Source organism: Pelomonas sp. Root1217 (genome assembly GCF_001425705.1).
GTDB lineage: Bacteria > Pseudomonadota > Gammaproteobacteria > Burkholderiales > Burkholderiaceae_C > Pelomonas.
This window is the reverse complement of record NZ_LMDC01000012.1, coordinates 468,931-476,147: the sequence shown is the minus strand read 5'-3', so window position 1 is coordinate 476,147 and position 7,217 is coordinate 468,931. Positions and strand designations below refer to the sequence as shown.

Here is a 7,217-nt window from a genome sequence, read left to right as displayed (position 1 = left end):
GGCAACGTGCTCGCCCGAAATGATCGTCTTGTTCTCGATGACGAATTGATAGACGTTGGGCACGCTGCAAGTTCTGCCAGTGCAGGCGTTCATGCTGGTCAAGACGCCGAGAGGCTTGCCGTCAAGACTTGCAGCCACGCTGGTGATGCCGCCGGGCGAACTGGCAGAAACGTTCAGCCGAGTGAATGCGCTGTCGGAGGAACCAGGACCGGAGCCTGTGGTGGAAGCGCTGAGAGAAATCGGGGAGTTGGCAACCTCGACCGTGCGGCGGATCTCAGAGATCTTGCCTTCCACCTCCAGCCACGCGGTGACCACATGCGATCCATTGGCCACCTTCGTCGAGTCCCAGGACACGGAGGCCCCCGAAGCGATCAGGGCCTGATCAAGGTACCAGGCCATCTGAATGCCAGGCGTGTATCCGGACAGTGAGAACGTGACCGTTCCGGATAGAGGTTCCTCGGGCGAGGTCTGGATGGAGAAGGCCTGCAGCACTGTGACGGTCCGCGTGCTGGGGGTGCTGCTCAGTTGTCCATCGTTGACGGTGAGCGTGAGCAGGTAGTCGCCGGGGAGGTCAGTGCTGAGGCTGGGCTTGGCCGAGCTGGCGTTCTGCAGGCTCGCCACGCTGCCTGTGGGCTTGCTGGTCAGCACCCAGTTGTAGCTGAGGGTCAGGCCAGCCGCTGCTGTGCTGCCGCTACCGTCGAGCGTGATGGTGGCGCCGGCCAGCGCCGGCTGGACGTTGGCGATCGTGGCCGTGGGGGGCGTATGCGTGGGGCCGCTGCCGCCGCCGACCTCGTCACTACCTCCGCCGCCGCATGCCGCGAGAGACAAAAACAGTAGCGCAGCAAAGAGCTGTTTCACGAGCCGGCTCATCATGTAAATCTCTCTGGAATCACGCTTGGCCGCAGCATAGACCGCGATACAGCTGGAATTCCGCGAAAACCCTATGAGTCAAACCGCCTGTGCGGCTGCCGTATACGACAGGGCGGACTACAGCACAAAGTCGTAATCCACCGTCAGCGGCGCGTGGTCGCTGAACATTTGCCCCGTGTAGATGGCCTCCCGCCGGGCCAGTGCCGCGAGGCCGGGCGTGGCGAGGTGGTAGTCCAGCCGCCACCCGACGTTGTTGGCGCGCGCGGCGCCGCGGGCGCTCCACCAGGTGTATTGCTCGGCCTTGTCGTTGAGGGTGCGAAAGACGTCGACCACGCCGCCTTCGTCGAAGAGCCGCGTCAACCAGGCGCGCTCCTCGGGCAGGAAGCCGCTGTTCTTCTGGTTGCCACGCCAATTCTTCAGGTCGATCTCCTTGTGCGCGATATTGACGTCGGCCACGAGAATGAACTCGCGCTCGGCCTTCAACGCCTGCAGATGCGGGTAGAGCGCCGCCAGAAAGCGGTACTTGACCGCCTGGCGCTCCTCGCCGCTGGTGCCGCTGGGGAAGTAGACGCTGATGAGGCTGAGCTTGCGGCCGGGCTTGTCGAAACGCTTCTCGACCCAGCGGCCCTCGCAGTCGAACTCGGGCATCGCCAAGCCCGTGATCAGGTCGCTGGGCTCTTCCTTGGTGTACAGGCCCACGCCCGAGTAGCCCTTTTTCTCGGCGTAATGGAAATGGCCATTGAGCAGGTCGCAGCTGCGGAACTTGGCTTCCACGACATCCGCCTGCGCCTTGAGCTCCTGCACGCCGACGGCATCGGCCTGCTGCTTGTCGAGCCAGTCGAAGAAGCCCTTGCTGGCGGCGGAACGCACGCCGTTGAGGTTGGCGGTGATGAAGCGCATCGGATTAGGGAGAGGGTTTGACCTGGAGAAGTATCGCAGTGCAGCAAATGCACAACACAGCGGCACGCTTTCATCACGGAACCGTCATGTGATCTTTACGATCCAGTAGGAATCAGAGGCGCCGCGAGCGCCCATTTCTTTACCCGCTTGCCCCGCGAACCCGTCAACCCGAGGATTTCTCATGCCCAAACACAGCCTTTCACCGACCCTGCTCGCGCTGGCGCTGAGCACGGCCTTCCCGATGGTGGCCCTGGCGCAAGCCACGCCGGCAGCCGAAGCCAAGAAGGACGTGAGCCAGCTCGAAGCCGTCATCGTCACCGGCAGCCGCCGGGCCGAGAACCTGAAGGAAGTGCCGCTGTCGATCTCGGCGATCAAGTCCGAGGATCTGGACACCTACAACGCCAGCGGCCAGGACGTCCGCGCCTTGTCTGGCAAGGTGCCGAGCCTGAACATCGAGTCCGACTACGGCCGCACCTTCCCGCGCTTTTACGTGCGCGGCCTGGGCAATACCGACTTCGACATGAACGCGTCCCAGCCCGTGGGCTTGGTCTATGACGATGTCGTGCAGGAAAGCATCGCGCTCAAGGGCTTCCCGGTCTTCGACATGGCACAGGTGGAACTGCTGCGCGGCCCGCAGGGCACGCTGTTCGGCCGCAACTCGCCGGCCGGCGTCATGAAATTCGATTCGGCCAGGCCCACCAAGCGCCTGGAAGGTTACGCCAACATCGGCTTCGGCCGCTGGAGCGCCGTCAACCTCGAGACGGCCGTCAACGTGCCGGTGAACGAAGACCTGCAGCTGCGCGTGGCTGGCCTGGCCCAGCGCCAGAGTGACCGCGTCCACAACCCGGTGACCAGCGCGACGTCCGACCTTGAAGGCTACAACGACAAGGCGCTGCGTCTGCAGGCCCTCTACAAGAGCGGCAACTTCGAGGGTCTTTTCAAGGTCCAGGCCCGCGACTTCAAGGGCACGGCAACGACTTTCCGCGCCAACATCATGAAGCGCGGCACCAATGACCTCGTCGACGGCTACGACGACAGCTCCTACCCCAGCGACGGCTACAACTCGCAGACGCTGAAGTCCAGCGAGGTCAGCGCCCGCCTGCGCTGGGATTTCGACGGCGTGTCGCTCTACTCCATCACCGCGCACGACCGCGCCAAGTTCTACAGCCGCGGCGACGTGGACGGCGGTTTCGGCTGCCGCTTCTGCGGCATCCCGGACGGCCCGAAGTACTACCCCTCCGGCTCGGCCACGCCCTATCCGTCCGTCATCCCCTTCGACGCGCAGACGGCCGACGGCATCCCCTACCTGCGCCAGACGACCCAGGAATTCCGCCTGCAGTCCAACACCAGCGCGCCGTTCCAGTGGATCGCCGGCCTGTACTACTTCAACGAGAAGCTGCAGGTCGACAGCTTCAACTTCGACAGCTTCGCCGCGGGTGACCCGCAAAACGGCTATGCCGTGCAGCACCAGGAAGCCAAGTCCTGGGCGGCCTTCGGCAATGTGAAGTACGCCGTCACGCCGGATTTCAAGCTCACCGCCGGCCTGCGCTACACCGACGACAAGAAGGACTTTGACGCCGTGCGCACCTGGACGCCGGGCAAGGCCAACAACGTCGACATCATCGGCCCGTTCTACACCCACCCCAAGTCCACGAACTGGAGCTGGGACTTCGGCGCCAACTACAACCTCGACAAGTCCACCAGCGTGTTCGCGCGCGTCGCCACCGGCTACCGCGCACCGTCCATCCAGGGCCGCGTGCTCTTTGGCGACTCGATCTCGGTGGCGAACTCCGAGAAGGTGCTGTCCGTCGAGGCAGGCTTCAAGGCCGACCTGCTGGACAACACCGCCCGCATCAGCGGCACGGTGTTCAAGTACCGCGTCAAGGACATGCAGCTGACGGCCGGCTCGGGCTCCACCAACCAGAACCGCCTCGTCAACGCCGCCAAGGCCGAGGGCCAGGGCTTCGAGCTGGACGCCCAGGCCATCATCGCGCGCGACTGGCGCACGACGCTGGGCTTCTCGTACAACGACACCAAGATCAAGGACGCCAACCTCTTCGTGCAGCCCTGCGGCAATGCCAACTTCCAGTTCCTGGAAGCCAACACCGGTTGCACGGTGCTCGACCCGGCCGGCCCGCTGGCTGGCACGGTCAGCATCAATGGCAACCCGCTGCCACGTGCACCCAAGGTCACCTGGAACTGGACGCTCAAGTACAGCACCGAGATCGGCGCCGGCGAGCTGACCGTGCTGACCGACTGGGCCTACAAGGACAAATACAACATGTTCCTGTACGAGGCCGTCGAGTACAAGGCCAAGTCGGCCCTCGAAGGCGGCCTGCGCGTGGGCTACGGCTGGAGCAACGGCAAGTATGAAGTTGCGGCCTACTCGCGCAACATCACCAACCACCGCCAGGTCGTCGCCGCCATCGACTTCGACAACCTGACCGGCATCGTCAACGAGCCGCGCAGTTACGGCGTTCAGTTCAAGGCTTCTTTCTGACCCCGTAAGACGTCATGCGGGCCCCGCCCGCGACTTGGTGAAAACCATCGACGGCCCGGCCCCTTCTAGGGGTCGGGCCTGTTTTTTTGACCCCTAGAATCTTTGTCACATGTCAGCCGCGCCCACCCCGTCCGTCGACGATCCTCTCGCCCAGTCCTTTGTCGCCTTTGCAGTCGAGGCTGGCGTGCTGCGCTTTGGCGAGTTCAAGACCAAGGCCGGCCGTCTCAGCCCCTATTTCTTCAACGCCGGCTTGTTCGACGACGGCGCCAAGCTGGGGCGACTGGCCGGCTTCTACGCCGAGCGGCTGATGGCCTCGGGCCTGCGGTTCGACATGATCTTCGGCCCGGCCTACAAAGGCATCACGCTGGCGGCCGCCGTATCCATAGAGCTGGCGCGCCGCGGCCACAACGTGCCGTTCGCCTACAACCGCAAGGAAGCCAAGGACCATGGCGAGGGCGGCACGCTCGTCGGCGCGCCCGTCCAGGGCCGCGTGCTGATCATCGACGACGTCATTTCTGCCGGCACCTCGGTGCGTGAATCCATCCAGATGATCGAGGCCGCCGGTGCCACACCCTGTGGCGTGAGCATTGCGCTGGACCGTCAGGAGAAGGCAGCCGAAGGCGGCGTCGACAGCCCGCAATCGGCCGTGCAGCAGGTACAACAGCGCTACGGCCTGCCGGTCGTCGCCGTGGCGGGTCTTGCCGACCTGTTGGCCTTTCTCGAAGGCGCGCCGGAGCTGGCCGCCCATCGCCCGGCCGTGCTGGCCTACCGAGAGCGTTACGGGGTCTGATGCGCGTTCTGCCCGTCGTTGCCGGATTGTTCGTCGCCAGCACCGCGCTGGCGCAGGACGTCACGCCCGCCAAGGGCATCTACACCTGCACGACGGCCGATGGCCGCAAGCTGACGGGCGACCGCCCCATCCCGGAGTGCACGACGCGCGAACAGCGCGTGCTCAACCCCGACGGCTCGCAGCGCACGACGCTGCCGCCCTTCCTCAGCCCCGAGGAGCGCGCCGCCAAGGAGGCCGCGGACCGCCGCGCCGCGGCGGAACGCATTGCCCAGTTGGACGCCATCCGCCGCGACCGCACGCTGATGCTGCGCTATCCCACCGAGGCCGCCCACCAGCGCGCCCGCAACGCCGCGCTGGACGACTCCAACAAGGCCATGCGCATGTCCGAGCGCCGCATTAAGGACCTGGGCATCGAACGCAAGCCCCTGCTCGACGAGGCCGAGTTCTACAAGGGCCGCCCGCTGCCGGCCAAGCTCAAGCAGATGCTGGACGCCAATGACGCGAGCATCGAGGCTCAGCAGGTTCTCATCGAGAACCAGAAGGCCGAACTCGTGCGCATCAACAAGACCTTCGACGCCGAGCTCGCCCGGCTGAAGAAGCTCTGGGCCGGCGCCACGCCGGGCTCGCTGCCGCCGCTGGGCGAACTGCAGCCGACGGCACCGGCGACGACGCCCAAGCGCTGAGTTCAGCCTCAGGCAAACCCTGACCTAGCCGAGCTTCTTCTTCAGCAGTTCATTGACCAGGGCGGGGTTGGCCTTGCCCTTGGTCGCCTTCATCGCCTGGCCGACCAGCGCGTTGAAAGCCTTGTCCTTGCCGGCGCGGTACTCGTCCACCGACTTCTGGTTGGCCGCGAGCACCTCGTCGAGGATGGCTTCGATGGCGCCGGTGTCATTCGACGGCCTGAGGTCCTTGGCGTCGATTACCGCGTCAACATCCGTACCTTCGCCGCTCCACAAGGCTTCAAAAACCTTCTTGGCAGAGTTGTTGGCGATCGTGCCATCGGTGATTCGGCCGATGAGCTTCGCGAGCAGTTCGGGGCCCACCGGCGCGGCGTCGATCTCGCGCCCTTCGGCATTCAGCCGGCGCGACACCTCGCCCATGATCCAGTTGGCTGCCAGCTTGGGCGTCGCACCCGCGGCCTTCGCGGCCTCGTAGTAGCGCGCCGTCGCCAGGCTCTGCGTCATCATCGTCGCGTCATAGGCCGGCAGGCCGTCGACGCTCTCGAAGCGGGCCGCCATCACGCCCGGCAGCTCGGGCATCTCGCCCTTCACGCGCTCCACCCACTCCGGCGCGATGACCAGCGGCGGCAGGTCGGGGTCGGGGAAGTAGCGGTAGTCGGCCGAGTCTTCCTTGCTGCGCATCGCACGGGTCTCACCCGTGTCCGGGTTGTAAAGGATCGTCGCCTGCTGGATCTTGCGGCCATCCTCGATCTCGTCGATCTGCCAGTTGACCTCGTAGTTCACCGCGTCGACGAGGAAGCGGAAGCTGTTCAGGTTCTTGATCTCGCGGCGGGTGCCGTAAGGATTGCCTGGCTTGCGCACCGACACGTTGACGTCGCAGCGGAACGAGCCTTCCTGCATGTTGCCGTCGCAGATGCCCAGCCACATCACCAGCGCATGCAGCGTCTTGGCGTATTCGACCGCCTCCGCGGCCGAACGCATGTCGGGCTCGGAGACGATCTCCAGCAACGGCGTGCCGGCGCGGTTCAGGTCGATGCCCGACTGGCCGTGATAGTCCTCGTGCAGGCTCTTGCCCGCGTCTTCTTCCAGGTGGGCACGAGTCAGGTTGACCTTGTGCTTGACGTCACCGACGAAGAACTCGACCGCGCCGCCCTGCACCACCGGGATCTCGAACTGGCTGATCTGGTAGCCCTTGGGCAGGTCGGGGTAGAAGTAGTTCTTGCGGGCAAAGATGGACAACGGCGCGACCTTGGCGCCGACCGCCAGGCCGAAGCGGATGGCGCGCTCGACGGCCGCGCGGTTCAGCACCGGCAGTGTGCCGGGCAGCGCCAGGTCCACCGGCGACGCCTGCGTGTTGGGCGCCGCACCGAAAGCGGTCGAGCTGCCGCTGAAGATCTTGCTCTGCGTTGAGAGCTGGACGTGGTTTTCGAGGCCAATGACGACCTCATAACCACGGATGAGCTTGGAAGTGGACATA

6 protein-coding genes are annotated in these 7,217 nt (G+C 65.1%); 3 read left to right on the top strand and 3 right to left on the bottom strand.

Annotation, left to right across the window (positions count from 1 at the left end; genetic code table 11):
* The coding region (locus ASC95_RS31150) for a PKD domain-containing protein (RefSeq protein WP_057297767.1) at positions 1–870 on the bottom strand (870 nt) is incomplete at its 3' end.
* Between the two features lie 117 nt (positions 871–987).
* Positions 988–1,770: an exodeoxyribonuclease III gene (locus tag ASC95_RS11095; RefSeq protein WP_057297766.1), complete on the bottom strand. Its 783-nt coding sequence runs from the start codon at positions 1,768–1,770 to the stop codon at positions 988–990.
* 181 nt (positions 1,771–1,951) lie between these two features.
* Here ASC95_RS11095 and ASC95_RS11090 point away from each other — a divergent pair, with 181 nt between their 5' ends.
* The 3 genes from ASC95_RS11090 to ASC95_RS11080 all read left to right on the top strand — a co-directional run bounded on the left by ASC95_RS11090 (position 1,952) and on the right by ASC95_RS11080 (position 5,743).
* Positions 1,952–4,270, top strand: a complete 2,319-nt coding sequence (locus tag ASC95_RS11090) for a TonB-dependent receptor (protein WP_057297765.1) — start codon at positions 1,952–1,954, stop codon at positions 4,268–4,270.
* 109 nt (positions 4,271–4,379) lie between these two features.
* Positions 4,380–5,060, top strand: coding sequence for an orotate phosphoribosyltransferase (pyrE, locus tag ASC95_RS11085; protein ID WP_057297764.1), 681 nt, complete (start codon positions 4,380–4,382; stop codon positions 5,058–5,060).
* Positions 5,060–5,743, top strand: coding sequence for a hypothetical protein (locus ASC95_RS11080; RefSeq protein ID WP_057297763.1), 684 nt, complete (start codon positions 5,060–5,062; stop codon positions 5,741–5,743). The genes pyrE and ASC95_RS11080 overlap by 1 nt, the downstream gene beginning before the upstream one ends.
* A 24-nt stretch (positions 5,744–5,767) precedes the next feature.
* On the opposite strand, the gene gatB is transcribed toward ASC95_RS11080, so the two are convergent.
* Positions 5,768–7,216 carry an Asp-tRNA(Asn)/Glu-tRNA(Gln) amidotransferase subunit GatB gene (gatB, locus tag ASC95_RS11075; RefSeq protein ID WP_057297762.1) on the bottom strand — a complete coding sequence of 483 codons (1,449 nt, stop codon included), beginning with the start codon at positions 7,214–7,216 and terminating at the stop codon, positions 5,768–5,770.
* Position 7,217 lies beyond the last annotated feature (1 nt).